The sequence below is a fragment of the Yersinia similis genome, from assembly GCF_001053095.1.
Classification (GTDB): Bacteria; Pseudomonadota; Gammaproteobacteria; order Enterobacterales; family Enterobacteriaceae; genus Yersinia; species Yersinia similis.
This window is the reverse complement of sequence record NZ_CGBP01000005.1, coordinates 35,443-61,235: the sequence shown is the minus strand read 5'-3', so window position 1 is coordinate 61,235 and position 25,793 is coordinate 35,443. Positions and strand designations below refer to the sequence as shown.

Sequence of the window (25,793 nt, the reverse complement as noted above, 5' to 3'; positions counted from 1 at the left end):
ATATTATTTACTCTCACGCGTCATCGTCATTGAAAGGGTCGTATTGGCATCATAGCGGCCTTTGCAATCAGCAATATCTGTGGTGCCTTGTTTACAGACAATTTCAGGTATTTGATATTTTGAACCATCATTGCACTGTGCTCGATAGCGGCTGTTGATCACCAAATTGCCTGATTTCATCAGCCCGGCGGTGACATTGGCACGGCAAGTTACATTATCCCCATGGGTAATTTTTACGCTGCCCTTACCTTGTTTAATTTGATATCTAAGGCTCGGTGGTTTACCCGTGAGTGAGATTTTAGTCTCAGGGATGGCACGCCAATTGCCGTTGAGAAAGGCTGTGGAGCCAATTTTCACCGCATTCGCCGGTAAAATCAGCGCATTATTGTTAGACCGTGTCACTGGGAGAGTCACAGGCTCTGCCGCTATCGACTTTGCAACTATCGACTCTGCAACTATCGACTCTGCAACAGCTACATTGGCGTCGGGCGGGACCGGGGCGTGATCCAACGGTAATTGCGGCTGCATGATAGGCGGGGGAACCGATGGTGTTATTGGCTCTACTGGCGAGAGGGCATCCGCTGTCGCTTGGGTCTTATGTGATGCTGGTAGCTCGGGTTTCTCCGTGATGTGCTCAGCCGTAGGCGCAGTACTGCCGGGTAGGTTGCCACTGAGCTGTGCGACGAGTGCCCCAATCAATGCGGCGACAGAGAGCATCCCACCGATACGTAACCAGCGAACCTGCGTTTTTATCGGTTCAGATCCGACTGTGACTTCCTGTTCTGCCACGGATTGTGGCGTGGGGATAACTTCGGGTTGTGGTGGTAACTCAATCGCTGCTGGTGTGACAACCGGTTTGGCCCTTATGTCAGACTGTATGACATCAGACTCAACTTTGACTGTGGGTTCAACTTTGATAGCCGATTCAACGGCATCAGTGGATAGCCGTAAGCAATCGAGAGGATCGCTACGCATTTTTTTATCTTGGCTGACAAACCCCCAGAACGTAATGACTGGCTTTCCAGAGACCAGATAAACATGGTTTTTATCAGGGAACTGCAGTGCTTTCGCGAGTAATGTACCAAATAACCGCTGTGCGGCTTTTTCTGATTTTTTGGCTCGCAAGCTGATATCGTTGGCGCTTGCCAGACAGACGGCTAATTGTTTAATCGCTGCTTTGCGCTCTGTATTAGAGGCAGAAATCCATGAAGTGACTTTCCCTTCGAAGGGGGCGTACCAGTCAATGCGATTACCTTGTTCGTTGATCTGGGGGATCGCCAAGCAATCAACAATATGTTGCTGTTTTTTAAGGCGAAAAGATTCTCTGATCTGAAGTGCCGAGGTATAAATCGGTTGCCCGTTCTCACCTAACGCCAGAATATCGTCCAAACTTCCACTGCGTAAAAATGATTTTGCCACGCAAAAAAGACCTTTTAGTGATGCTCAAAGCAGAAAATAATGTGTTATCTGCGACCGCGACTATTTTAGTGTTGATGAAGAGGAATCAAACGTTTGAATAAGCGGTAAAAGGTCCTCCTGTTTTCAGGAAAAGGCTAGATTTGCTGCGCAATAAATAGCACTGTATTGGTCAATAATCGCTGCTCTTGTATTTAAGGAGGCACTTTGAATAAATTACAAAATACAGGCTCTATCGCAATTGTTGAGGCCATTGATAAGCTGGAAATGCTCTATGATGCGGCGTTGGCCGCTTTACGTAATGCGATCAGCGCATTTATTCGTGATGGTTCTTTGCCGAATACAGTGGAAAGAGGCAAGGGGTTATTTAGCTATCCACAGCTTAGTGTCAGATGGGACGGTAAATTTAGCGATCACCACCGCACGCGTGCATATGGGCGCTTTTCTCGGGCAGGGCAATACAGCACCACAATTACTCGACCCGCGCTGTTCAGGGAATATCTAACCGAGCAAATGACGCTGCTTGAGAATGAGTATGGTGCGGTATTTGAAGTGACAGCGTCACAACAAGAGATGCCTTATCCGTTTGTTATCGATGGTTCAGACTTGATCCTCGATCGGTCAATGACCGCAGGCCTTGCTCAGCATTTCCCAACGACCGATCTGGCTAAAATCGGTGATGGCATCACCGACGGAATTGAAACGATAGCGTTTGGCACGGCATCACTTGGCACCGCAGTAAGTGATCTACCGTTGTCTCACTTTGATGCGCTGCGCACTGATTTTTCCCTCGCACGGTTAAAACACTATACCGGTACGCCAGCCGAAGACATTCAGCCGTATATTCTTTTTACCAATTACAGCCGTTATGTTGATGAATTTGTCCGTTGGGCGGGTGAGCAAATTTTGGATCCAAACAGCCCCTATAAAGCACTCTCCTGCGCAGGTGGTAGTTACATCACGGCAGAGAATGCAGATCCGGAAAAAACCCTTTCTGACCTGGCTTGGAAAAAACATCAGATGCCGGCATATCACCTGATAGCCAAAAATGGGCAGGGCATCACATTGGTTAATATTGGTGTCGGCCCCTCCAATGCCAAAACAATTTGTGACCACTTGGCGGTGTTGAGGCCACATGTCTGGCTGATGATTGGTCATTGTGGTGGCCTGCGAGAAAGCCAATCCATTGGTGATTATGTACTGGCACATGCGTATTTGCGTGATGACCATGTTCTGGATGCGGTATTACCGCCCGATATTCCGATCCCTAGCATTGCCGAGATACAACGCGCATTGTACGATGCGACCAAAGCCGTTAGTGGTATGCCAGGCGTCGAGGTAAAACAACGTCTGCGTACCGGGACTGTCGTCACCTCTGATGATCGTAACTGGGAATTACGTTTCTCCGCCTCATCGCTACGTTTTAGCTTAAGTCGCGCGGTGGCCGTTGATATGGAAAGCGCCACTATCGCCGCTCAAGGCTATCGCTTCCGGGTGCCATACGGGACCTTACTTTGTGTTTCCGACAAGCCATTACATGGCGAAATTAAACTGCCGGGGCAGGCCAACCATTTTTATGAAGGGGCTATTTCTGAGCATTTGCAGATTGGTATTCGGGCAATCGATTTGCTACGGGCGGAAGGTGACCAATTACACTCCCGTAAATTACGTACCTTTAATGAGCCACCGTTTCGTTAACGTTTTTAGCTTAAAAAAGTAAATGAAATCACGGGGCATGACGCTATGCCCTGAATTTTAATCAGCGAATGCCAGTGCCTATCCTGACACCAGATATGCCACTTGAACCGCCACTGACACCGATATGCCCTGTAGAGGTGCAGGCTACCAGAAATAACGTAACGACTATCAGAATGAATATTTTCATTTGGCCCCAGTGATTATCTCAACGCATTCCAGCTAAAGAGTCTATTTTCGAACAGTATGCAGCCTAATATATCTCTTCCGGGGGCACAATTCTTGAAATTATATTCTTGGGTGCTTATCGTCAGCGTGAGTTTCGATGAAAAAGGAGACGCATACAACCGCCGACTATGATTGTTTTTAATAAAGATTGATATTAATAGATGTAACGGCACGCTGCTTGCGTGCGGTAAATGTAAACTTCGCGGTGGGTTTGCTAACCACCTCTGCGTTCTGCATCGGAGAATCGCTGTTGTTCCTCCATCACTAATGCCCCTAACTCACGCTTTATTCTGTTGAATTCAGCACCGCTGGTATCACGCGGGCGAGGTATTTCAATAGCGATATCTTGCTTCAAGGTCCCAGGACGGTAGGTGAGTACCACGACTCTTGTACCAAGATAGATCGCTTCTTCAATCGAGTGAGTGACAAAGATGATGGTTTTGCGGCTTTTCTCCCATATTCGTAACAGCTCATCTTGCAATGAACGTCGTGTTAATGCGTCCAGCGCACCAAAAGGTTCGTCCATCAGCATGATTGGGGGATCGAGAGCTAAAATGCGCGCTATTGCAACACGCTGTCGCATCCCCCCCGACAAATCTTTTGGGAACCGTGTGCGAAACTCACTTAAACCTAGCGTATTCAGTAAATCTTCAACGACGGATTGGCATTTTTCTTTTGACTCTCCTTTAATATCCATGCCGAAAGCTATATTTTTCTCCACGTTCATCCATGGAAACAGCGCATATTCTTGAAAAACCATTCCTCTATCGGTACCGGGTTCTTTAACTACGTCACCTTTAACGACAATCTCCCCATGAGTCGGCAGGGAAAACCCCGCGATAGCATTGAGTAGTGTCGATTTCCCACATCCTGATGGCCCGAGCAAACAGACGAATTCACCATGTGAAATCTGAAGATTTATTTCTTTCAGTGCGATGACAATACTCTCCCCAGAGCCAAATGTCTTATCAACATTAATAATACTAATTTCACACATCTCTGCTTGTTCAATAATATTATCTGATGTTTTCATATTGGTATCTCAGTTGCCTATTCCTCTGTGCCAGCGTAAAAGACGCCGGTTCAGGCGATCCATACATAAATCAATGATCAGGCCAAGAAAACCAATTGTGAACATGCCTGCTATTACTTTATCGGACCACATATATTCGCGCGCTTCCAGAATTCGGTAGCCAACACCGCTATTGACGGCGATCATTTCTGCCACAATTACACAAATAAACGCGGTTCCTATGCCAATTCGCATTCCTGTAAGAATATAAGGGGTGGCCGCAGGAAGAATAATTCGGCGAAACATCGCAGTTTGCCCCGCGCCTAGATTACGTGCAGCCAGAATATATATGCTATCTACATTACGGACACCTGCGATAGTATTAATCAGTATTGGGAAAAAAGCCCCGATACTTATCAAAAAGAATGCCGGAGGATTACCCAGGCCAAACCACAACATCGCTAATGGAATATATGCAATCGGCGGAATAGGGCGAAGAAACTGAATTAACGGATTCATTAGGTCATTGCCAAGCTGACTAGAACCCACCCATAATCCTAATGGTAGAGCAAGCAGGGCACCTATCAGAAAACCGATAATCACTCGGTAGATACTCGCCCAAGCATCATGTAATAACTCCCCTGAAAGGCTCCACACCAGCCAGCTTGATGTTTCTGGATTATAAGCTTCATAGGGTAAAAAATAATCGAACCAGCGTGCCACAACGGCTACCGGTGATGGAAGTATTGTGGGTTGTATCCAGCCCGACATTGCGAGCATTTGCCACATTAACAGTACAATGGCTGGCATAATGACCCACTTGAAATTTTGATAAACCTTAATATTTTTCATCAGTTATGACTCATCAACCCCAATACTTTTCTTCGCGGCCTCAAGAAGATCAGTCTTTACCCAATCAGCGGCAATAGGGGGGGTATTCATTCGGCCTATACCATATTTCTGCATCAAATCAGTCGTCACCTGAACATGTTCCACTGTGATGTCGTAACTGAATGGGGAATTACCAATAGCATCTTGATAATCTTGCGAGGTGATTTGATTCTTGAACATCTCTTTACGGACATATTGTTCCGCTATTTCAGGCTGTTGAATAAAGGTATTGGTCGCGTCAACAAACAGTTTAAGTACGCGAGCAGCCACTTCTGGCTTCTCTTTATACATGGCTGCCGTCATTATCAATGCACGAATTGGCACTCCTACGGGGGTATCATAGGGCTTCAATAACTCGACACCATAACCCATATTAATTGCCTGACTGGCATGAGGTTCAGATTGGCTAATCGCATCAAGGTTACCAGACTGGAGAGCCTGGTTAAGGTCAGCATAAGCCATATAAATAATCTGAACATCTTTTCCTGGCCGATCAGACCATGTCAGTCCATATTTATCCAGTTCTGCCAGAAGAAGAAGTTCTTGAGCACCACCACGGGCAACACCCACTTTTTTACCTTTAAGATCAGCAATGGATTTAATACTGCTATTATTTCCAATAACAATTCGTGCACCGCCTTTGGCAAATCCTGCAATAACATAGATGGGGATACTTTGAGCACGGGCAGCTATTGCCGCATCAACTGCACTGGCCGCTATATCAATTTGTCCCGCGACGATTGCGGGCGCAATATCTATCCCTTTTGCAAACATTCGCTCTTCTATCTTTATGTTATATTTTGGCGCTATTTCTTTCATGTATGAAATGGCACCATAATGCGCGAATTTTAGATTAGCAAGTCTTACTATATCCGGTTGTGCCAATGCCATGCTGGACATAAGTAATGGTAAAGCAGATGTTGTTATAAATAATTTTTTTAATGAAGTTGTATAAAAACCAAATAATTTTATAGGTGTCCATATAAACTTAATCATATATTTTTCCTTATATGTGAAGCGATAGTGTTCGCTCCATGTCATTTGCTATTCTTAAGTTTAATTTAGTAATTAATAATTACTTATTGTAGAGACATATACCCAAAATAATTCGAATTACAGGCAGGCGGCAACTGAGCGAATCTCCAGGAGCTTACATCAGTAAGTGACTGGGGGGGACGAAAGCAGCCAACACACATGCAACTTGAAGTATGACGGGTATATAAATAACTAGAAATTCAACAAGGTGTGACGAGTGAGTCCATTATGATACCTTGGAGTTTACTACAGGAATATAAATTAACATTAAACCAACATTATTCTCACCTTGAATTGGCATAAAAACATACACATTATGTATGAAAATCACACTTCCTTGACCGCCATCACATATATCAACCTTCCACACCTCGACCTATCTGCTTTTATTAAATAAATCCATCCATATGATCAAATAAAAAACATTTGTTACTGATGATTGTCATTCGGATAGTTCGGGTAACACAGTGCATTAGACGTGTGGAAATACCTGACAGGTGTTTTTTAACAAAAACGTGACATTTTTCGCATTTATGGAACATTTATTGGTTTCAAGTCTATGTTCACAATAAATTACATTGAACTTTTGTTCGTTAAAATCTATTTTCCAAACATTGCCATTCGTTCAAATGATATGTGCGTGAACATATGTGATTTGGCGGTTGATAAACCAGACGATGACTGCGATTACTGTCGTCGCGAGATCCTCACCATTTAGTGAGGAGACGAGAGGTTAGATGTCGAGTAGCGATAGGCCATATGAGGCAAGAGTATGAGCAATGTGTCTGAACTTTCTTCACAGTTCGCCAGCCGTACTAAAAAACGCATTATGTTCTCCTGTGCGGCTGTATTAGTGATTCTGAGTGGTATTGCCCTGAATACTAAAGTGGTGAAAATCGGTTCCACTGAGGATGTTCGGGAGCAGGGTTTTTCTGCAGAAAGCTATGGTGTGAATATCTTTCCTGAGATTCAAAAAAGTATCGTAGCCCAAGCGGTAGATGCCCCCATGCTGGCTGATTTACTGCGAACCAACTCACAACAAGCAGTGGAAAAATATGGTGTTGGTTCACCGTTGGCGGTATTCGCTGTCTATTTCACCGGCGTAGTCGGCGATGGAAATATGGGGGTTTATGATTTAAAAATCAATGGGTTACCAGGTGGCTCTCAGGTGCGCATACAAACTGGACCTGCGATCACGGGCACCGCTTTGCGTGATGCGACAGGCAAAATACAGTTTGGTGACTTTAAGAATCAAATTGAGTACCAGAATGCAGGGTCGGCAATTAATAATGCGATGAAATCATCGGTGCTGGAACCGCTGGATACTGTGGCGCTTACCGGTAAAACCGTGAAGGTCGTTGGTGTATTTAGCTTACTCAATCCAGATAATTGGTTGGTCACACCGGTAAGGATCGATATTCAATGACCCAGGAAATAGATAACGAACAGCATGATGATCCAGACGTTGTATTAGCGGCGCGGAATATCAGCAAAATCTACGGTTCGACCCATGCGCTACAAAGTGTGAACTTCGATATTCGTCGGGGTAAGGTGACGACGCTATTTGGGGAGAATGGCGCTGGAAAATCGACGTTAATGAAAATTCTCTCGGGGGTAGTCACTCCCTCCTCAGGTGATATTTTGCTCAGTGGTGAAGTGAAAAACTTCTCCTCAACAGCCCAAGCGCGCCAGCATGGGATTGCCATTATTCATCAGGAGCTGAATCTCGCACCTAACATGAATGTGCGCGACAACATCTTTATTGGCCGAGAAATGATGACTGCGTCAGGGGTGGATTTTGCCAATGAAGAGCGCATTACCCGGGACCTAATGCGTGAACTGGAGGAAGATATAGACCCATTGACTCTGGTAGAGGATTTGCGCTTAGGTCAGCAGCAGATTGTGGAGATTGCCCGTGCACTATCTGTTAAGGCGCGTATTTTGATTATGGATGAACCGACATCAGCACTCAGTGCCTCGGAAGTCGGCGTATTGTTCAGCATTATCCGTGACCTTACCCACCGTGGCGTTTCGATTGTCTATATCTCACATCATTTGGAGGAAGCACTGGAAATCACCGATCACGCTGTGGTATTGCGCGATGGGGTGGTGACCGCCAGTGGCCAGCGTAGTGATATCGATTTGGAGTGGATTGTTCACAATATGGTGGGCGATCATTTTGACTTAGGCTCACCGCCGCAGGGCTACGAGTTTGGTGACGTCGCTCTGGCGGTTGATCAGCTCAGTGTTCCCGGCCCGAGCGGTTATATGGCCGTGGATAACCTTTCATTAAGTGTGCGGGCCGGGGAGATCATTTGCATTTACGGGTTGATGGGCGCGGGCCGTACCGAACTGATGGAGTGCATCGCCGGGCGGCTTAGCGCTGAACAGGGCACTATTCTGCTCAACAACCAAGATATTTCCCCCCTCAGCATTGCTGACCGTATTGAAAGCGGTCTGGCGTTGGTACCCGAAGATCGTCAGCGTGACGGCTTGGTGCAGACGATGTCAGTGGGTGAAAACCTCACCCTGGCCAGTATTCGCGATTTTGTTCGTCGCTTGGTGCTTTCTCCCCGCCGTGAACAGGAGTTGGTGGCCGATTCCATCCGCAATGTGACGGTGAAAACGACAGGAGGTGAGGCGACTATTGGGTCACTATCTGGCGGGAATCAGCAAAAGGTCGTGATCGGCAAGATACTGGCGACCCGGCCAACAGTCATTTTATTGGATGAACCCAGCCGTGGCATTGATATTGGTGCCAAAGCGGAGGTTTTCCGTTTACTTGCTGAGAGCGCCCGTAAAGGACTGGCCGTTATTTACTCCACCTCCGAAGTAGGAGAGTGCCTGAGTATAGCGCACCGCATTGTGGTGATGAGTAAAGGGCATATTACCGCCATCTTTGATTCTGCGGTTTCTAAAGAACGCATCATGGCCGCTTCTGGCGAGTCCGTGATTGCCTGACATCACCCTACATGGAGCCGAAAAATATGAACGAGAGAACCCAAATGCTGCATGCGGCGAACCCTACACCGGCCAAAAGCGTGGGTAAGCCGCGCCATCTGAAGCTGTCGCGCTTATTACTGGAAGGGCGCGCCTTCTTTGCATTATTGGTCATTATTGCCGTGTTTTCATTCCTCTCACCCAACTACTTTTCTGGCGCAAATTTCCTGACGATGGCCTCACATGTGGCGATATTTGGCCTCCCGGCGATTGGAATGCTACTGGTTATTCTTAATGGTGGAATTGATCTCTCTGTTGGTTCGACGTTGGGTCTGTCTGGTGTATTCGCGGGTTTTTTAATGCAAGGCATAAGCATTGAGTCACTCGGCGTGGTGCTCTATTTGCCAGTCTGGGCGGTAGTAATTATGACTCTGGCGCTGGGCGCATTGGTTGGGCTTATCAATGGCATCTTGATCGCCATTTTTCGGGTACCTGCTTTTGTGGCAACACTCGGTTCACTCTATGTAGCACGTGGCGCGGCACTGCTGATGACCAATGGCTTAACCTACAACAAACTCGCGGGTAGCCCCGAGCTAGGTAATACCGGTTTTGACTGGTTGGGATTTAATCGCCTCTTTAATATTCCGATTGGCGTGCTGGCTCTGGGCGTCGTGGCACTGGCCTGTGGATTTTTACTGATGCGTACCGCATTTGGTCGCTGGTTGTATGCCTCGGGAGGCAATGAACGTGCCGCGGATCTCTCGGGTGTTCCGGTTAAATTCGTCAAAATCAGCGTTTATGTTCTTTCCGGGGTTTGCGCTGCACTGGCTGGATTGGTGCTCTCTTCGCAGTTAACCTCCGCCGGCCCGACTGCGGGTACCACGTATGAGCTGACCGCCATTGCGGCGGTGGTGATTGGCGGTGCGGCGCTGACCGGAGGGCGTGGCAACGTTCGTGGCACACTGCTTGGGGCTTTTGTTATTGGTTTTCTTTCCGATGGCTTGGTGATTATTGGCGTATCCGCCTATTGGCAAACCGTGTTTACTGGCGCGGTGATTGTTATGGCGGTATTGCTCAATACCTTGCAGTACGGCCGACGAGGTAAATGAAACAAGTAAACCTATAAGCGCAGGTGGGGAGAGTGGGCAGTCCCTGCTATTGATGTCATTTGCAGTCGGTGTGTGATCTTATCGATGCCACCTACGTCGATGTCATCAACAATCAGCGTCCATCTACAAGCCCTAAATCCTGCATAAATGGAGTATTTATTATGTTTAACAGCAAGCATTTCTTTCTCCTTGTCGCCATGACGTTTGCCACTGTTTTCTCCACCGCATCGTGGGCCAATAATGGGTTAATGACGATCATCATCAACGATCCCTCTAACCCGTATTGGTTCACCGAGGGGCAGGTGGCGAAAGCCACGGCAGAGAAAATGGGGTACAGCGCTACCGTGAGTGCCCATAAAGGTGATACCAATACCGAAAGCCAGCTCATTGATACGGCGATAACCAATAAATCAAAAGCGATTATTCTTGACCCGGCCAATGCTGACGGCTCAATAGGTTCGGTAAAAAAAGCCATCGCCGCCAATATACCGGTATTTATAATCAATGCTGAGCTTAACCAAAGCGGTCTTGCCAAAGCACAACTGGTTTCAAATAATGCGCAGGGTGCTGCGCTGGGTGCCATACAGTGGGTTAAAACAGTAGGTGACTCCGGTAAATATGTTGAACTGGTTGGTGCGCCGTCAGATAACAACGCCGCCACCCGGGCTAATGGCTACAGTAGCGTACTGTCTCAGTACCCAGACCTTAAACTGGTCGGTAAAGAAGTGGCCAACTGGGATCGTACTCAGGGATACAACAAAATGCAGTCAATGCTTCAGGCAAACCCGGACATAAAAGGGGTTATCAGCGGGAATGATGAAATGGCGCTCGGGGCCATTGCCGCGTTGAAGGAAGCTGGCAAAATCGACCAAGTGAAAGTAGGGGCGTTTGATGGTTCACCAGATGCGGTGGATGCCGTGAAAGCCGGTACGTTGGCTTATACTGTGTTGCAACCGGTCGCTGTTTTTTCAGCAAAAGCCATTGAACAGGCGGATAATTTCCTCAAAACCGGTAAAACGGGCGCTCGGGGTGAAAAACAACTTTTTGACTGTATGTTGATCACAAAAGCGAATGTCGACAAATATACATCACCGTTTGTGATGTCAGAGTAAGTTGTTATCTCTCACCGCTGATGAGCCAAACCAGTGAGTCAGCGGTGTTATTTAATCATTATTGAGACTGAGGAGGCGGGTTATCACCAGCGCCAAAGGTTTTATTTTATGTCTAATCAGCTAAAAGTAATGGATTACCATTGATGCGCATACATCAGGAAAATACCGCTAAAAAGCTATATCGAAGAGTTAACACCACCACACGTCACCGCTCAAACAACCCAGGCGCAGAATATCGTTGGGAACGGTATAAACAGAAAGCAACAGATGAGAACATGCCACAGCGTGCATCAATGCATGGTAAGCAGAAACGAGGCTTGGATTATTCCCCGCTGTTTATGTTTCTGCTGACTAAAGTGGGCCAGCAATGGGATGAGGTATACAGTCATGCGGTGAAACGCCTTGATAAACCTGAGCCGATTTTTTGGATGGTCGCATTGCACTCACATGAACAGCGCGACTATGTCCGTTGTGGCGATACCCGTTTTTATCATGGCTTATATGTTGATGACGCAGGTATATTGCAAAAGGTGAATCCATCACTGAGTGCAGAAGATATTCCGATTACATGCCAGTGCTGTACACATACATTCAATGGTGTTGTGGTGACATGAGTTGCTATCGATGTTCGGTGGTTATAAAACAGCTAAAGAGAGTGCCTAAATGGGGAGTGACTCGTGGCCACAATGAAAGATGTTGCGCTGAGGGCTGGGGTTTCGGTAGCAACGGTTAGTCGTGTTCTTAATAATACGGCCTATGTAGAGCCCGGTACCCGTGAACGTGTAGAGAAGGCAATGCGTGAGTACAACTACCAGCGAAATGCGGCAGCTCTTGCGTTGGCTAAAAGAAGTGGAAACATGCTGGGCTTGCTGACCGGTAATCTGGCTGATCCATTCTTCTCTCGTTTAGCCCGAGGGGTTGAAGAGGTTGCTCGTAAAAAAGGAGCCAAGTTGATGGTCTGTAGTGGGGGCCACCAGGAAGAACTTGAAAAAGCCGGGCTAGAGTTTTTGATCAATCAAGGATGTGAAGCCATCGTCGCTCATATCACACGAATGAGTGAGGCTGAGATCTTACGCTATGCTGCCCACACTCCTGGGTTGGTACTCATTAATCGTTATTTACCCGCTATTGCTAACCGGTGTGTCTGGTTAGACAATACCCGTGCCGCAGAAGCCTCCACCCATTATCTGCTTCAGAATGGTCATACTAGAATTGCATGTGTCACCGCAAATTTATTGATTGATGACAAAAAACAGCGTTTGGAAGGATACCTAGCTGCTATGGCGAGCGCGGGGATCACGGTGCCTGCTGATTGGATTATTAGCGTTCCGTTTGATGAGGAGGGGGGCGAGTTAGCAGCGGAAAAGCTATTAGCCAGCGATCAGAATTTTACCGCAGTGGTAACATTTAACGATGTGATGGCTGCCGGGATGATGCGGTCATTACATCAAAGAAACATCAGCCTGCCGGAACAACTTTCAATTGTTGGTTTTGATGATGTCGTTTTGGCCCGCTATCTCTATCCATCATTAACCACCGTCCATTACCCAATTGAGCGAATGGCCAGAAGGGCTGCAAACATCGCCTTGCTGTTACATGCTGAGGGGGAAGTCTCGCCCCAAATCAATATGTTCTCCGCTGATCTGGTTATCAGGGATTCAGTTGCACAGATAGGGAAGAATAGGGGATAAATAGGGTAATCAATAGTTTGAAACGTGACTTTTGTCACACTTTCATTTCTCATGAAACCGCTTACATGAACAGCCATCCGCGCTCACATCCTCGGTTCAATATATTAATTATTCTGTTGTCACAGCCCATTCGCAACCGGAGTTATAAATGGACAACAAAAAAGAGCTAAGCTTGGGACTGGCGTTATTGCCGATCGTGTCAATGCTAACTCTGTTAGTGGTTGGATATGGTCAGTTTGGGTTACGTATTGAGCCCTTGCTACTTTTATCCGCTTGTATCACCGCTGCCTTAGCTTATTGGCAGGGATATCGCTGGAATGACATTATTGATTCCATTGTGGCAAAGCTCGCCAAGGCGATGCCTGTGATCTTGATTTTGGTTTGTGTTGGAGGGCTTATTGGTACCTGGATGGTCAGCGGGACCATTCCTTATATGGTTTACTGGGGGCTAAAGCTGATTAGTCCACAATACATCCTGATCTCTGCTTTCTTTATTACCAGTGTCATTTCGGTCTGTACCGGTACGTCTTGGGGATCTGCCGGCACTGTTGGCGTCGCTCTTATGGGCGTCGCTGCAGGTCTTGATGTGCCGTTAGCTGCAGCAGCGGGTGCGGTAGTTTCTGGGGCCTATTTTGGCGATAAAATTTCACCACTTTCTGACTCAACAAACTTCGCGGCAATTGTTGCGGATACCGACCTTTATGTTCATATCAAGCATTTGATGTATACCACGCTCCCAAGTTTTGTTTTGGCTGCCATCGTCTATCTGATTGCCGGTCATTCCAGCTCAATCGGCAGTGCTGCGACACCTGAAAAAGTAACGGAAATTATTCAGGCGCTTGAGGGGTTATATCACTTTAACGTGTTACTGATTTTGCCTCCGGTCTTGGTCTTGTGGGGCGCAATAATAAAGTGGCCAGTCATTCCGGTGATGCTGGCGGGCTGTGCACTGGCGATTGTGATTGCAGTTGTCCTACAAGGATTTACCTTACAGCAAGGATTAGAGTCCTTGATGGATGGTTTTAATCTATCGATGTTTGCAGATCAGGGGCATAACGTATCCGGCATTGTCAGTGACGTTCCTCGTCTGTTGAACCGTGGCGGCATGTTCTCAATGATGAGTACTATCCTCTTAGTCTTCTGTGCATTCTCATTTGCGGGTGCATTGACTCTGACGGGCGCTCTTACGATCATTATCAACCGCTTACTGAAAGTTGTACGGACTGTCGGGCAACTTATTGCTGCAACGGTCGCAACAACAATTTTGGTGACGGGTGCCACCAGTGACGGAAAGTTAGCGCTGCTGATCCCTGCTGAGTTGTTCAAAGACGCTTATGGCCGAATGGGTTTGGATAATAAAAATCTATCAAGGACGGTAGAAGATGCCGGTACTGTTATTGAGCCTTTAATTCCATGGACCGCCGCAGGAATTTACATGGCCACAACGCTGGGAGTCAGTACTCTGGATCTGTTACCGTGGGCTGTTCAGTGTTATGCCGCTGTATTCTTTGCCCTTCTTTATGGTTTTACCGGTTTCGGTATAGCAAAAGTAAAGCCTGAGAATGCAGGCAAGCGTCAGGAGGTGCAACATGAAACAGCCTAATTTTAGCGAGGTGATTGATCGTCATAATACCAGTTCGGTTAAGTGGGACTTTTTAAATCAATATCTGCAATTAGACCAATCAGATTTATTGCCTATGTGGGTATCTGATTTTGATTTTAGGTGCCCCGATGAAGTGCTGCAAGCGCTACACACCCGTGTCGATCATGGTGTATTCGGCTATAGCGAAAGAAATGATGATTACTATCAAGCCGCGATTAATTGGTTTGCCAACCGGCATCAGTTAGCACTCAATCGAGACTGGTTTACCTCCGTTGAGGGCGTCGTCCCCGGTCTGGCTTTACTGATTCAAATGTTGAGTGAACCCGGTGATGGGGTTGTTATTCAGGGACCGTATTATGGTTCATTTGCCAAGATTATCACGATGAATAATAGGGTGGTTTTAGAGAACCCGCTATTGGAGAGGGTAGAGGGTTATAAAATTGACTATAACCATTTAGAACAACTGCTTCAACGTGAGAAACCCCGGTTATTACTGCTGTGTAACCCGCACAATCCTACAGGTAGATGCTGGAGGTCAGAAGAGCTTACCCAGCTATTGGCACTGTGCAAAAAGTACAATGTCATCGTGATTTCAGATGAGATTTGGGCTGACTTAACGTTACCAGGAGAGACATTCACATCGGTATTACATTTAGGCCCTGAGTGGCATGAGCATGTTATCGCGGCAACGTCGGCAAGTAAGACATTTGGGTTATCTTCATTGAGAATTTCAAACTTTCTCATTCCTAACTCAGATATTCGTCATGCATTTATCAATCGGCTTAATGCACATGGCTTAGATGTTTTCAATGCCTTATCTATGACTGCAGCCACGGCAGCATATAAATATGGTGCCCCTTGGATGGATGCCTTACAGGCCTATTTAGCCGAGAACCGGCGCTGGCTCGAACAGGCACTAGCTTATGCAGCTCCTTGGTGTCACATGGTTAAGGCAGAGGGCACTTATCTCGCCTGGCTGGATTGCCGTGACTTGGGGCTGGATGATACAACGCTGAAGCAAGTTTTACTCGACAAGGCGAAGATCGCCGCGTCCATGGGCGAAAGTTTCGGGCAGATGGGGGCTGGCTTTATTCGAATAAATTTAGGATGCCCGCGTCGTTATCTAGAAAGTGCGATTGAAGGGCTGTCTCAGTTGCACCCATGAAATGAATGTTTGAAGTCAAAAGGTATCCGGTAATGGCAAAGACCAATATAAATCGGAACCTTACGTTATATTAAATGCCACACCAGGGAAATTACACAATTTCGTTTACAGTCGCCAATATCCAAATATCATGATTTATGTAAGGAAGGAGCCCAAACTTGGGCTCCGATATTGCTTCATTCCTAACTTTCATTATCTGTAGTTCTAATTGCATGGAAATGACGATTGATACTCCTATCGATTTCACATAGCAGCGTCACCGGGCTCAAATGAGGGAAGGAGATCCATACTGCAAGTGGAAGCAACAGACCCCAAATTCTATTTAACATAATATACATTATGCGCACCAAGATAAGAATAGGCAGAATCTGGGGTTTTGTGGTCATGATTGGGCTATTGGGCTGATGCGACAACGCCGGTGTTTTGTTCTATCATCCCAATCGCAGTCTGTAAGTGATTATGCTGAGCGGATGGCCATGTTGGTACCTCAGACGTGGCAAAAACACCTGCGATGACACAGGCTGGATGAATACTTCACCGTTTACTTCTGTGCCCGCTGTTCTCACACTAAATACTTCCGCCCAAAATGAAGGTCTCCGAGCAATAGCATATTCTCCCCGACTGTGAATGGCTGCACATCATCTTCACTATGCCCTATAAACACTGGCCCACCTCTGCCCACAACTGATCCTGTTTTCTCTGTTGACTGCGCTTCAACTTTTGCTGACTCACCTACGTTAATGCGATAGCGCCATGATTTCCACAACTAATCCCCCGATGATAAGTTTTATAAAACTTGATATTAATCACAAAAAAAACAATAAAGATAGTGTAGATAATAAAAATGAGAATGATGGTATTTATATAGGTAGAGTTTTATGAAAAAAAAATTTCTGTCATTACTGACATTAACATTTTTCTCTGGATTAGCGTTGGCGGCTGATTATGATAATACACTAAATTCAATACCTTCTCTTCGTATACCTAATATCGAAACATATACTGGTACTATCCAAGGAAAAGGAGAAGTATGTATTAGAGGAAATAAAGAGGGTAAGTCGAGAGGAGGGGAATTATATGCTGTATTACGTTCTACCAATGCAAATGCAGATATGACGTTAATTTTACTATGCAGTATAAGAGATGGATGGAAAGAGGTAAAGAGAAGCGATATTGATAGACCTCTTAGGTATGAGGATTATTATACTCCAGGAGCGCTTAGTTGGATTTGGGAAATTAAAAATAATAGTTCTGAAGCATCTGACTATTCATTAAGTGCTACTGTACATGATGACAAAGAAGATAGTGACGTATTGATGAAGTGCCCTTAAAAAATATTTAATGGCTCCTTTACTTATATAACTTGCCCCCTAAATGCTGGCCGAGGGGGCAAGTTATATGTCGTATAAATCGCCCCTTTATTTTGTTACCTTTCTACATCTACCGGTGTAACGCTACCCTGATTCTTTACTGCATAATAGTTCTTAGAGATAAGAATAATGAGTATTCCAAAAGCTAAAGGTATTATCAACAGCATTGAGTAAAATGAAATTGCATATCCATAGATATAGCTCTCCAAACTTACGGCAATCAGAGGGAATATTAAAAATACAAGAGAGGCCTGAAAAGCATTAGCCTTTTGTTGGAGCAAGAAATAGCACAAAATGCCAAATACTCCAGCAAAAGCGCCAAGGTAAAAAGTTGATAATATTGAGTTAATTGAGAAATTCGCAAGTTGTGGCTTCTCAAAAAAATACCCTGCAAATGCAAGAATTAAACCCGCCAAAAAACAAGGAAGTGCATTAAATGTGATAACAGAGACTGTGCAGCACCTTTTCTTGCATTGCGTATATACAATCGCATGTATAATCACGGCGGAAACAAGAGCTAGAATCCCTTGCCAATGACTCCCAACACCTGTTTTTGACTCCTCAAGGAGAATACTTGCCAGAGAAACCATTGCAATAGTTAACCCCGTGATTTGCATTAAATTAGTCTTTTCATTTAAAATGATAACCGATGCGATTAATACGGCCACTGGCATATTGGAAAAAATAATTGAGGCAAGACCTGAACTAACATAAGTCTCACCATAAATCATTAACGTAAAAGGGATGGAGAAATAAAATATACAGATTATAAATTGAAAAAATCGTTGCCCAGTTGGAAATAAAAGTGGTGTTTTGGTTAGCAATGCAATGCAGATTAAAAAAGGCGATGCAAATATAAAACGCATCCCCGTGGCAAATATAGGTGGAATTGTTTCAACAGCAATCCTCATTGCTAACCATGTTGTTCCCCAGGTTAAAGAAACCAATATAAATAGCATTGATATTATCACATTACGCATAGACCCTCCCCTACAAACGAAACCAATATATATCTTTAATGTGAGAAAAATATTTTCTTATATATGTTCTTTTTATGGTTTAGGAGGAAATTTTTCTCCTTTAGAATGGGAGTGCTAATTGGTCTTTTATTGCCAAATGTTGTGTTTTTATTAATTTCACTTAATTTAATTTACATATAATTCATTTGGTATGGAATTACGAATAATCCCGCTTAATATGTGTGGAATTGTGACGTGGTAATATTAAGACGGATATATGATTTTTATTTCTAATCATGCGAATGATTTTACGTCTCTCTCATCAGAGAGCGTAGTTTGATATTTTTAACTAACTGAGGCTGAAAAGAGTTATTACGATCATGGGGGAGTAGCTAGTATAGATCATTGATTGGGAAGTTTTTTGGATAAACCATTTTTACAAATAAAGGATGAGTATGCCGCCATTACCCTTCCCTTTTCTCCTTCAAAGACCGGTCACTAATAACCGGTCTTTGAAGCGTTACTCTTCATTAGCTACGGTATGACGCTGGAGTATTGGTACCCTGTAGGCTGAGACGCTCATTAATAGACTCAAAACAACCCTAAAGGCGCAGTGTCATAGCTGACCAACAGGTTCTTTGTTTGTTGATACTGGTTTAATGCCATTTTATGTGTTTCACGTCCTACGCCCGACTGTTTATAGCCGCCAAACGCAGCATGTGCAGGATAGACATGGTAGCAGTTCGTCCAGACGCGACCCGCTTTAATACCTCGGCCCATGCGATAAGCCAGATGGGCATCACGCGTCCAGATACCTGCACCAAGGCCAAATTGCGTCTGATTCGCAATAGCCAGTGCTTCAGCTTCGTCTTTAAACGTGGTTACACCGATTACTGGCCCAAAAATTTCCTCTTGGAAGCAGCGCATCAGATTATCACCTTTAATCAACGTTGGCTGGATGTAGAAACCAGAATCCAAAGCAGGTGTGATGGTTGCTCGCGCGCCTCCTGTGAGGATTTCCCCCCCTTCTTTACGAGCGATGTCAATATAGGAAAGGATTTTGTCAAACTGTTGACGAGAAGCTTGAGCACCAATCATGGTTTCGGTGTCTAGTGGGTCGCCACGGCGAATATTGGCGACTTTTGTCATTACTCGCGCCATAAATGGCGCGTAAATGGATTCATGGATCAGCGCACGAGAAGGACAGGTACACACTTCTCCTTGATTGAAGAAGCCCAATACTAGTCCTTCAACCGCTTTATCAATAAACTCTGGTTCTGCTTCCATCACATCGGCGAAATAGATGTTCGGTGACTTGCCACCCAGTTCGACTGTACAGGGAATGATGTTCTCCGCAGCACAAGCCATGATGTGGCGACCAACTGGCGTGGATCCAGTAAAAGCAATTTTGGCAATACGTTTACTACGTGCCAACGCTTCTCCTGCTTCACGCCCGTAGCCCTGAACCACATTGATCACACCTGCTGGGAAAATATCACCGACTAGTTCCAGTAACAGTGTTATTCCCAGTGGTGTCTGTTCTGCCGGTTTCAGCACCACACAGTTACCCGCAGCCAGTGCGGGTGCAAGTTTCCACGCGGCCATTAGCAGCGGGAAGTTCCATGGGATAATTTGCCCGACCACACCTAGCGGTTCATGAAAATGGTAGGCAACGGTCTTCTCATCAATTTCGGCCACACCGCCTTCCTGTGCCCGCAGGCACCCGGCAAAATAACGGAAATGATCCACCGCAAGTGGTAGATCGGCGTTCAGTGTTTCGCGAATCGGCTTTCCGTTATCCCAACTCTCTGCCACGGCAAGGTATTCAAGATTGGCTTCGATACGATCGGCCATCTGTAGCAGGAGGTTGGAACGATGTTGAACACTGGTTTTCCCCCAAGCGTCAGCGGCTTGATGGGCAGCATCCAGCGCTGCGTCAATGTCTCGGGCGTCGGAACGTGGGAACTGCGCAATATCACTGCCATTCACTGGTGAAGTATTCATAAAGTACTGACCACCGAGCGGTTCAATAAATTCACCACCAATATAGTTGCCATAGATTGCTTTGAAAGAGACTAAAGCCTCTGGTGTTCCTGGATGTGCATAACGCATTGCAAGCTCCTTATGTAGGGTGTTTATTATCAGAAGTTGGCACCACCGCTACTATTTTGTTATCGATATGTATCGGTGTTACTTTTTCTCTTTCCATTTAAAGCAGCTATCGTGCCAACTTATTATTTTGCAATTGGTATATTAATGACATTAATTATCAATTGATTATGAGGTTTGAGTTTTGTTTATTAGGAGGGAAAAAGGAAATTTTGATATTTGTGTTGCAAATCGCAACATTAAAAACACCAAAAAGACACAATAATGCAACATGCATGGCTCTGGTGTGAGATTATCAATGCAGGAAAATTTATCAACCGTCAGCACGCCCACTATCGCGTGCAACCAACGACTCCGTGACTCTTGGCTGCGCAGCCAACTCTACGGTTTAGATCGCATATCCGACGATTTTCCCCGTATTCGGCAGGGAGAACTGGCCGACTTGCTGGTCAGTAACGCCTTATTACAGCAATTTGCCCAACCAACAGTGAAAGCGCTGGTGAAGAAAATTGCCGATAAGCAATCGGTAGTGGTCCTCGCTGATGCTAGTGGGTTGGTATTAAATACCTTCGGCGATATACAGGCTCTGCACAAAGCACAACGGTTTGCCCTGACGCCCGGTAATCTATGGAGTGAATGTAGCCGAGGAACGAATGCCATCGGTACTGCTCTGGCAATTGATGATAGCTGCGAAATCTACGGGCATCAGCATTACCTCATCAGCAATCAGGGACTTTACTGCGCGGCTATGCCACTACAAGCGCCTAACGGACAGATTGCCGGTGTGCTGGATATATCGGGTCCGACATATTACCCTCATCCCTACACCCTGGCATGGATAAAAGACGCGGCGAAACAAATTGAACATTTGTGGGTGAAACAGAGTCTGCATCCAGATCAGTGGCTGATGAGCCTGCATCCGGAAATACAAGGTATTGATAATATTGAAGAGCTACTGCTGGTATTCTCTGATAACGTTCTAATGGCAGCTAACCGTCGGGCGATGCATGAGTTGGAGCTGGCTGCCGACCAGTTTGGCACCCTAACCTTCCAGCAACTTTTTCCGCAAAGTAAGCAGGTTGCCAACCATGTACCGCACCCTTTAATGGCTTACAACCAACAACGTTATTTCTTTCGCCTACGGGCGCCAGCACGAAGCCACTTCCCAGTAATACACTTTCCCACAACATCGGTAACCTCGCCTGACTTATCTTTCTCACTGTGTGGTGACGATAAGAAAATGGTGCGATTGCTCAATGCTGGCGTCTCGCTATGTATAAATGGTGAGACTGGCAGTGGTAAAGAGTATGTTAGCCGGGCTTTATATCAGCAGAGCCGGTGGCGGCAAGGCAAATTTGTCGTTATCAACTGCGCGGCCATTCCAGAGTCTCTGATTGAGTCAGAACTTTTCGGATATCAACCTGGTGCATTTACGGGAGCCAGCAAAAACGGCTATATCGGTAAAATTCGGGAGGCAGACGGTGGCGTACTGTTTCTGGATGAAATAGGTGATATGCCACTATCGCTACAAACCCGTTTACTCCGGGTATTGCAAGAAAAAGAGGTGACACCGTTGGGTTCTAGTCGTAGTTGGCCTGTCAATTTTGCGGTGATCTGCGCTACACATCGGAATCTTCCCCAGTTGGTCGCGGAAGGAGGATTTCGTGAAGACCTCCTCTATCGTTTACAAGAGTTCTCTCTAACCATCCCTCCACTGCGTGAGTGGCCAGCACTGCCCGCCTTTATTTTACAGCTATGGCGGGAGTTGGGCGGTGAACAACGAGGTATTTGCTTTACGCCAGCACTGCTTGATACGTTGGCGAAGCATCCTTGGCCGGGTAATGTGCGCCAACTGCGAAGCTTGTTGAAGGTTTTGCTCGCACTAGCGGATGATGATGAGGTACTTGATTGCAACACACTGCCCAATAACTACCGATATGGTAATAGTGAGCCGTACCCTGCGTTGCAACAGCATGACAAGCAGTTGATTGAAAAAACACTGCAATATTTTAACGGTAACATCAGTAAAACTGCCAAGGCTTTGGGCATAGCACGTAGTACTCTCTACCGCCGTGCCGCGCGCGAAAAGCGCCAGTAAGATAGTAGATACCCTGACAGCAATCAGATACCTAAGTGATGGATTCCACTCTGACTCAGAATATGTTAATGATATCAATTAGATTATTGGTAACAACAAATTAAGGAATCTATATGATCATATTCGTCACTGGTGCGACATCAGGTTTTGGTGAGGCTATTGCCCGTAAGTTTATTAGCCACGGTCATCAGGTCATTGCTACCGGTCGCCGTCAGGAACGTCTGGAAGCGCTAAAAGCCGAACTGGGTGCACAACTGCACATCGTACGTCTGGACGTGCGCAACCGCGTAGCTATTCAACAAGTCATTGATGAATTGCCCGCTGAACTGAAGAATATCGATTTATTGGTAAACAACGCCGGGCTAGCATTAGGGTTAGAGCCTGCATATAAAGCCAACGTTGATGATTGGGACACAATGATTGATACCAATACTAAAGGGTTGGTAAATATGACTCGTGCCCTATTACCTGCGATGGTTGAACGTAATATGGGGCACATTATTAATATTGGTTCTACTGCTGCTAATTGGCCATACGCCGGTGGTAATGTGTACGGCGCGACGAAAGCTTTTGTTAAACAATTTAGTTTGGGTTTACGTGCCGACCTACATGGCACTCATATCCGGGTTACCGATATTGAGCCCGGCTTGGTCGGCGGTACTGAGTTTTCAGCGGTTCGTTTTAAGGGTGATGGAGAAAAGGTCAATAAAACCTACGATGGTGCAGATCCCCTGATGCCAGAAGATATCGCTGAAGCTGTTTATTGGGTTGCAATGCTCCCTGCTCGCGTCAATATTAACTCACTGGAAATGATGCCGGTAAGTCAGTCTTTTGCTGGGCTGAATATTCATCGCGGTTCCTAACACAGGCTTATTGGGTGGCACTCGTCGCCCTGCACTGATTTAGCCGTAACATCGAGTTACTTTACATACTTTAAACAAGGTTGCTGCTGGCATAGTGTATATATCGGGTGAAATGATATGATTTTTATTCGCTGATAGCGTGCCAATAAATTACATGATGATTACTACCGACCAGTAAAAAGGACTTAAATGATGAAAATTAACAACCTGCCTCGCCTGATGCGTGCTTTTTTGCCAGCAACCCTGCTGATATTGCCATTAGTATGGCAAACACCCGCTTTGGCACAATCTGCAAGTTGTACCCAGGGCAGTACTTGTGTTTCTGTCGGTGGCAACAATGATCCCATGTCAAAAGAGCAAGCGCGCCAAAGCCAGCAACAGTGGGATGAAACAAATCGCTTGCGTAACAAGATGAATAATCGGGTCGAAAAAGACTTTGATAAAAATGATCGGGCAGTCGATGCAAAAGATAACTGCGAGCGTAGCGATAATCTAAACGCCTATTGGGAACCTAATACTCAGCGTTGTTTGGATCGTTTATCTGGCCGTAAAATTAATCCGTAATACTGGTCTTGATCTTAAAATAAGTAAGCTCATCGGAACTAGTGAGTCTATATAATTTATAAAAAACTTTAACTTTTTAACGTTCACCACATCATCCCGTGAATAAAAAGCAGGATATCTGGCTGTCAGATTAATCTGTAAATGACTTAATATGGTTAAGGTTTACTTGAAGTTCAGTGAGCCTTGGCTATTATTTAAAAACTATTTAGGAAAGAATAGATCGGGTAAACTGTTCATCCCCACAAGGATTTATGATGAAAAAAATACTTATTATTAGTACGTTATTATTCTCTCTGGCACCTCTAGCTGCGCTGGCTTCTTGCGAAAGTGTAAAGGCAGAAATTGCACAAAAGATTATTAGCAATGGCGTGCCGGAATCCAGTTTTAAGCTGGAAATCGTTCCTAACGATCAGGTCCAACAAGTCGGTGGTCAAGTGGTTGGGCATTGTGAGAATGATTCACAGAAAATTGTTTATACCCGCATCACCGATAGCGAGTAACCCATTCCTCTCCTTGCTAAGGCGTAACATCGTGGTACGCCTTTTATATTGAACAATATTTACTAGCCATTCATTTGATAGCAAGTAACAATGTCCTTATATAAAAGAACAGAGTTTACTTCAACATGTCAGTCAGTTGTCTTGCATGAAACGGCCAATCCATCTCTATTACTACCGCGTGATGCTGCGCCGATTGTTGATCTCTATCATGCTTGGCATGGTATCTGCGCTCATTGTTTGGCTGTTTCATCAGGCGATGCTGGGCTTGGAGTGGCTGCTCTTCTCACGAACAGATGGTAGCCTGGTCGCTGCTGCTGCCTCTATCACTGGGTGGCGGCGCGCATTAACCCCGGCTCTGGGGGGATTGGCCGCGGGTTCTCTGTTATGGGCATACCAACGTTATCAACACCGTAAGCCCAGTGCGCCCACTGATTATATGGAAGCCATTGAAATCGGTGATGGCCGATTAGATGTTTCAGCCAGTCTGGTGAAGTCCCTCGCCTCTTTATTAGTCGTATCCAGCGGTAGTGCTATTGGTCGTGAAGGGGCGATGGTGTTGTTGGCCGCCCTGTTCGCTTCGATTTTCGCTCAACGCTATGCAAATCCCAAAGAGTGGAAGTTGTGGGTCGCTTGTGGGGCCGCTGCGGGAATGGCAAGTGCTTATCATGCTCCGTTGGCAGGCAGCCTGTTTATTGCAGAAATTCTGTTTGGAACACTGATGTTGGCCTCGCTCGGCCCGGTAGTGATCGCTGCGGTCAGTGCGCTATTGACGACCAACTTGTTACAAGGGGGTCAGGAACCCCTTTATCAAGTGCAGGCACTCCCTTCTCCCTGGCCAGTACAATATTTCCTGATGGCTCTTCTAGGATTAATGGCGGGCTTCAGCGGACCTTTATTTTTAAAATCTATGGCGGCTAGCAGTCATGCTTTCCGCTCCCTGAATTTATCGCCACCTCTGCAACTGGCGCTGGGGGGGGTAATTGTTGGTTTACTATCACTGATATTTCCAGAGGTCTGGGGCAATGGCTACAGCGTAGTGCAATCTCTACTCACCACGCCGCCTGGGGTGTTACTGATAGGTGGCATATTGGTCTGTAAGTTATTGGCCGTGCTTGCCAGTAGTGGATCCGGTGCTCCAGGAGGGGTATTTACGCCCACATTGTTTGTCGGTGCTGCACTCGGCATGTTATGCGGACAGATATTTGCTTTGTGGCCCGTGCTGGGAGACAACATTGGGTTATTAATGGCACTGACCGGCATGGCAACATTACTGGCAGCAACGACTCATGCGCCCATTATGGCTGCTTTAATGGTTTGTGAAATGACCGGCGAGTACACCTTATTGCCCGGGCTATTATTATCTTGTGTTATTGCAACAACAATAGCCCGCTGGTTACACCCGATATCGGTATATCGTTCGCACTAAATAGTAC

General features: G+C 45.8%; 22 protein-coding genes. 15 read left to right on the top strand and 7 right to left on the bottom strand.

The features are described 5' to 3' along the window. Window positions 1–3 precede the first annotated feature (3 nt). Complete coding sequence (locus AC971_RS05665) at window positions 4–1,419, bottom strand: SrfA family protein (protein WP_025383947.1); 1,416 nt, start codon at window positions 1,417–1,419, stop codon at window positions 4–6. A 204-nt stretch (window positions 1,420–1,623) separates the two neighbouring features. Between AC971_RS05665 and AC971_RS05660 the strand changes: the two genes are divergently transcribed. Further along, window positions 1,624–3,114, top strand: coding sequence for an AMP nucleosidase (locus AC971_RS05660; protein WP_025383946.1), 1,491 nt, complete (start codon window positions 1,624–1,626; stop codon window positions 3,112–3,114). A 61-nt stretch (window positions 3,115–3,175) separates the two neighbouring features. On the opposite strand, the gene AC971_RS25490 is transcribed toward AC971_RS05660, so the two are convergent. The 4 genes from AC971_RS25490 to AC971_RS05645 all read right to left on the bottom strand — a co-directional run bounded on the left by AC971_RS25490 (window position 3,176) and on the right by AC971_RS05645 (window position 6,238). Further along, a complete protein-coding gene (locus AC971_RS25490; protein WP_258953817.1) occupies window positions 3,176–3,301 on the bottom strand; it encodes a hypothetical protein in 126 nt (41 codons plus the stop codon). Window positions 3,302–3,553: 252 nt separating this feature from the next. Next, the gene (locus tag AC971_RS05655; RefSeq protein ID WP_025383945.1) at window positions 3,554–4,372 is read right to left on the bottom strand and encodes an ABC transporter ATP-binding protein; all 819 of its coding nucleotides are present in this window, start codon (window positions 4,370–4,372) and stop codon (window positions 3,554–3,556) included. 9 nt (window positions 4,373–4,381) lie between these two features. Further along, window positions 4,382–5,203, bottom strand: a complete 822-nt coding sequence (locus AC971_RS05650) for an ABC transporter permease (RefSeq protein ID WP_025383944.1) — start codon at window positions 5,201–5,203, stop codon at window positions 4,382–4,384. 3 nt (window positions 5,204–5,206) lie between these two features. Then, the gene (locus AC971_RS05645; protein ID WP_025383943.1) at window positions 5,207–6,238 is read right to left on the bottom strand and encodes an ABC transporter substrate-binding protein; all 1,032 of its coding nucleotides are present in this window, start codon (window positions 6,236–6,238) and stop codon (window positions 5,207–5,209) included. Between the two features lie 811 nt (window positions 6,239–7,049). On the opposite strand from AC971_RS05645, the gene AC971_RS05640 reads away from it, so the two are divergent. The 9 genes from AC971_RS05640 to AC971_RS05600 all read left to right on the top strand — a co-directional run bounded on the left by AC971_RS05640 (window position 7,050) and on the right by AC971_RS05600 (window position 17,228). Then, on the top strand, window positions 7,050–7,703 hold the full coding sequence (locus tag AC971_RS05640) for a DUF2291 family protein (RefSeq protein WP_025383942.1): 654 nt from the start codon (window positions 7,050–7,052) through the stop codon (window positions 7,701–7,703). Further along, window positions 7,700–9,238: a sugar ABC transporter ATP-binding protein gene (locus tag AC971_RS05635; RefSeq protein WP_025383941.1), complete on the top strand. Its 1,539-nt coding sequence runs from the start codon at window positions 7,700–7,702 to the stop codon at window positions 9,236–9,238. Before AC971_RS05640 ends, AC971_RS05635 begins: the two co-directional genes overlap by 4 nt. 26 nt (window positions 9,239–9,264) lie before the next feature. Further along, complete coding sequence (locus AC971_RS05630; protein ID WP_025383940.1) at window positions 9,265–10,326, top strand: ABC transporter permease; 1,062 nt, start codon at window positions 9,265–9,267, stop codon at window positions 10,324–10,326. A gap of 161 nt (window positions 10,327–10,487) precedes the next feature. Beyond that, window positions 10,488–11,438 (top strand): D-ribose ABC transporter substrate-binding protein, encoded by a 951-nt coding sequence (locus tag AC971_RS05625; RefSeq protein ID WP_025383939.1) that lies wholly within the window; start codon window positions 10,488–10,490, stop codon window positions 11,436–11,438. A gap of 143 nt (window positions 11,439–11,581) precedes the next feature. After that, window positions 11,582–12,052, top strand: coding sequence for a hypothetical protein (locus AC971_RS05620; protein ID WP_025383938.1), 471 nt, complete (start codon window positions 11,582–11,584; stop codon window positions 12,050–12,052). Between the two features lie 63 nt (window positions 12,053–12,115). Continuing rightward, a complete protein-coding gene (locus AC971_RS05615; protein WP_025383937.1) occupies window positions 12,116–13,129 on the top strand; it encodes a LacI family DNA-binding transcriptional regulator in 1,014 nt (337 codons plus the stop codon). Window positions 13,130–13,277: 148 nt separating this feature from the next. Then, window positions 13,278–14,732, top strand: a complete 1,455-nt coding sequence (nhaC, locus tag AC971_RS05610; RefSeq protein WP_025383936.1) for a Na+/H+ antiporter NhaC — start codon at window positions 13,278–13,280, stop codon at window positions 14,730–14,732. Beyond that, window positions 14,719–15,897: a MalY/PatB family protein gene (locus AC971_RS05605; protein WP_025383935.1), complete on the top strand. Its 1,179-nt coding sequence runs from the start codon at window positions 14,719–14,721 to the stop codon at window positions 15,895–15,897. The genes nhaC and AC971_RS05605 overlap by 14 nt, the downstream gene beginning before the upstream one ends. An 878-nt stretch (window positions 15,898–16,775) precedes the next feature. Next, window positions 16,776–17,228: a superantigen YpM gene (locus AC971_RS05600; RefSeq protein ID WP_025383934.1), complete on the top strand. Its 453-nt coding sequence runs from the start codon at window positions 16,776–16,778 to the stop codon at window positions 17,226–17,228. A 95-nt stretch (window positions 17,229–17,323) separates the two neighbouring features. Here AC971_RS05600 and AC971_RS05595 read toward each other — a convergent pair whose 3' ends face one another. After that, window positions 17,324–18,247: a DMT family transporter gene (locus AC971_RS05595; RefSeq protein ID WP_025383933.1), complete on the bottom strand. Its 924-nt coding sequence runs from the start codon at window positions 18,245–18,247 to the stop codon at window positions 17,324–17,326. 570 nt (window positions 18,248–18,817) lie between these two features. Then, complete coding sequence (gene exaC / locus AC971_RS05590) at window positions 18,818–20,338, bottom strand: acetaldehyde dehydrogenase ExaC (RefSeq protein WP_025383932.1); 1,521 nt, start codon at window positions 20,336–20,338, stop codon at window positions 18,818–18,820. A 295-nt stretch (window positions 20,339–20,633) separates the two neighbouring features. Between exaC and AC971_RS05585 the strand changes: the two genes are divergently transcribed. From AC971_RS05585 to clcB, 5 genes are all read left to right on the top strand, one after another. After that, window positions 20,634–22,433, top strand: a complete 1,800-nt coding sequence (locus AC971_RS05585) for a sigma-54-dependent Fis family transcriptional regulator (RefSeq protein ID WP_025383931.1) — start codon at window positions 20,634–20,636, stop codon at window positions 22,431–22,433. A gap of 113 nt (window positions 22,434–22,546) precedes the next feature. Continuing rightward, a complete protein-coding gene (ydfG, locus tag AC971_RS05580; RefSeq protein ID WP_025383930.1) occupies window positions 22,547–23,296 on the top strand; it encodes a bifunctional NADP-dependent 3-hydroxy acid dehydrogenase/3-hydroxypropionate dehydrogenase YdfG in 750 nt (249 codons plus the stop codon). A gap of 192 nt (window positions 23,297–23,488) precedes the next feature. Beyond that, window positions 23,489–23,860 carry a DUF1283 family protein gene (locus AC971_RS05575; protein WP_025383929.1) on the top strand — a complete coding sequence of 124 codons (372 nt, stop codon included), beginning with the start codon at window positions 23,489–23,491 and terminating at the stop codon, window positions 23,858–23,860. Window positions 23,861–24,114: 254 nt separating this feature from the next. Then, on the top strand, window positions 24,115–24,360 hold the full coding sequence (locus AC971_RS05570) for a DUF1161 domain-containing protein (protein ID WP_025383928.1): 246 nt from the start codon (window positions 24,115–24,117) through the stop codon (window positions 24,358–24,360). 145 nt (window positions 24,361–24,505) lie between these two features. After that, window positions 24,506–25,786: a voltage-gated ClC-type chloride channel ClcB gene (gene clcB, locus AC971_RS05565; protein ID WP_038402261.1), complete on the top strand. Its 1,281-nt coding sequence runs from the start codon at window positions 24,506–24,508 to the stop codon at window positions 25,784–25,786. Window positions 25,787–25,793: the final 7 nt, after the last annotated feature.

What these genes read in the sequence shown, in the direction of transcription:
- AC971_RS05620 (WP_025383938.1), top strand. Translation starts at nt 11,582, where the DNA reads ATGCGCATACATCAGGAAAATACCGCTAAAAAGCTATATCGAAGAGTT.
- AC971_RS05570 (WP_025383928.1), top strand. Translation starts at nt 24,115, where the DNA reads ATGAAAAAAATACTTATTATTAGTACGTTATTATTCTCTCTGGCACCT.
- AC971_RS05575 (WP_025383929.1), top strand. Translation starts at nt 23,489, where the DNA reads ATGAAAATTAACAACCTGCCTCGCCTGATGCGTGCTTTTTTGCCAGCA.
- AC971_RS05630 (WP_025383940.1), top strand. Translation starts at nt 9,265, where the DNA reads ATGAACGAGAGAACCCAAATGCTGCATGCGGCGAACCCTACACCGGCC.
- AC971_RS25490 (WP_258953817.1), bottom strand. Translation starts at nt 3,301, where the DNA reads ATGAAAATATTCATTCTGATAGTCGTTACGTTATTTCTGGTAGCCTGC.
- AC971_RS05595 (WP_025383933.1), bottom strand. Translation starts at nt 18,247, where the DNA reads ATGCGTAATGTGATAATATCAATGCTATTTATATTGGTTTCTTTAACC.
- nhaC (WP_025383936.1), top strand. Translation starts at nt 13,278, where the DNA reads ATGGACAACAAAAAAGAGCTAAGCTTGGGACTGGCGTTATTGCCGATC.
- AC971_RS05655 (WP_025383945.1), bottom strand. Translation starts at nt 4,372, where the DNA reads ATGAAAACATCAGATAATATTATTGAACAAGCAGAGATGTGTGAAATT.
- clcB (WP_038402261.1), top strand. Translation starts at nt 24,506, where the DNA reads ATGAAACGGCCAATCCATCTCTATTACTACCGCGTGATGCTGCGCCGA.
- AC971_RS05605 (WP_025383935.1), top strand. Translation starts at nt 14,719, where the DNA reads ATGAAACAGCCTAATTTTAGCGAGGTGATTGATCGTCATAATACCAGT.
- AC971_RS05645 (WP_025383943.1), bottom strand. Translation starts at nt 6,238, where the DNA reads ATGATTAAGTTTATATGGACACCTATAAAATTATTTGGTTTTTATACA.
- AC971_RS05635 (WP_025383941.1), top strand. Translation starts at nt 7,700, where the DNA reads ATGACCCAGGAAATAGATAACGAACAGCATGATGATCCAGACGTTGTA.
- AC971_RS05650 (WP_025383944.1), bottom strand. Translation starts at nt 5,203, where the DNA reads ATGAAAAATATTAAGGTTTATCAAAATTTCAAGTGGGTCATTATGCCA.
- AC971_RS05585 (WP_025383931.1), top strand. Translation starts at nt 20,634, where the DNA reads ATGCAGGAAAATTTATCAACCGTCAGCACGCCCACTATCGCGTGCAAC.
- exaC (WP_025383932.1), bottom strand. Translation starts at nt 20,338, where the DNA reads ATGCGTTATGCACATCCAGGAACACCAGAGGCTTTAGTCTCTTTCAAA.
- ydfG (WP_025383930.1), top strand. Translation starts at nt 22,547, where the DNA reads ATGATCATATTCGTCACTGGTGCGACATCAGGTTTTGGTGAGGCTATT.
- AC971_RS05640 (WP_025383942.1), top strand. Translation starts at nt 7,050, where the DNA reads ATGAGCAATGTGTCTGAACTTTCTTCACAGTTCGCCAGCCGTACTAAA.
- AC971_RS05600 (WP_025383934.1), top strand. Translation starts at nt 16,776, where the DNA reads ATGAAAAAAAAATTTCTGTCATTACTGACATTAACATTTTTCTCTGGA.
- AC971_RS05625 (WP_025383939.1), top strand. Translation starts at nt 10,488, where the DNA reads ATGTTTAACAGCAAGCATTTCTTTCTCCTTGTCGCCATGACGTTTGCC.